Source organism: Marinobacterium lacunae (assembly GCF_000705555.1).
Classification (GTDB): Bacteria; Pseudomonadota; Gammaproteobacteria; order Pseudomonadales; family Balneatricaceae; genus Marinobacterium_D; species Marinobacterium_D lacunae.
Genome location: NZ_JMQN01000034.1, coordinates 1 through 554, shown reverse-complemented (window position 1 = coordinate 554; position 554 = coordinate 1). Strand labels below are relative to the sequence as shown.

General features: G+C 64.3%; 1 protein-coding gene. It reads right to left on the bottom strand.

The annotated features are described in order from the left end of the window. Positions 1 to 554: tripartite tricarboxylate transporter permease (locus ADIMK_RS11100; RefSeq protein ID WP_036187856.1), on the bottom strand; the 554-nt coding region annotated here is incomplete at both ends.

Here is a 554-nt window from a genome sequence, read left to right as displayed (position 1 = left end):
CCGAAGATCAGCACGAAGATATTGGCCAGGGTCAGGTTGCCGACGGTGAACCAGAACATCTCCGGACGCTCGGTGAGCAGCAGCGGGCCCGGGTTCAGGCCGTGGATGAACAGCGCGCCGATGAACACCGCGGTGACCGCATCACCCGGGATACCGAGGGTCAGCATCGGGATATAGGCGCCGCCGACCGCGGCATTGTTGGCCGACTCCGGTGCGATCAGCCCCTCCTTGGCACCTTTGCCGAACGGCACCTTCGGGTTCTTGGTCACGCGCTTGGCATGGTCATAGGCCATCAGCGCGGCGATATCGCCCCCGGTGCCGGGCAGGGCGCCGATGATGGTGCCGAGCACCGAAGACTGGGTGCTCAGCGACAGGTATTTACGCACGTCGGCCCACTCGGGAATGATGCGGTCGAGCTTCTGCTTCAGCGCCACCTTATCCAGATGGTGCAGCTGCATCAGCGCCTCGGACAGGCCGAACATGCCGATCATCACCGCCACCGGATTGATGCCGTTCCACAGCTCGACCGCACCGAAGGTGAAGCGCTCCTCGGC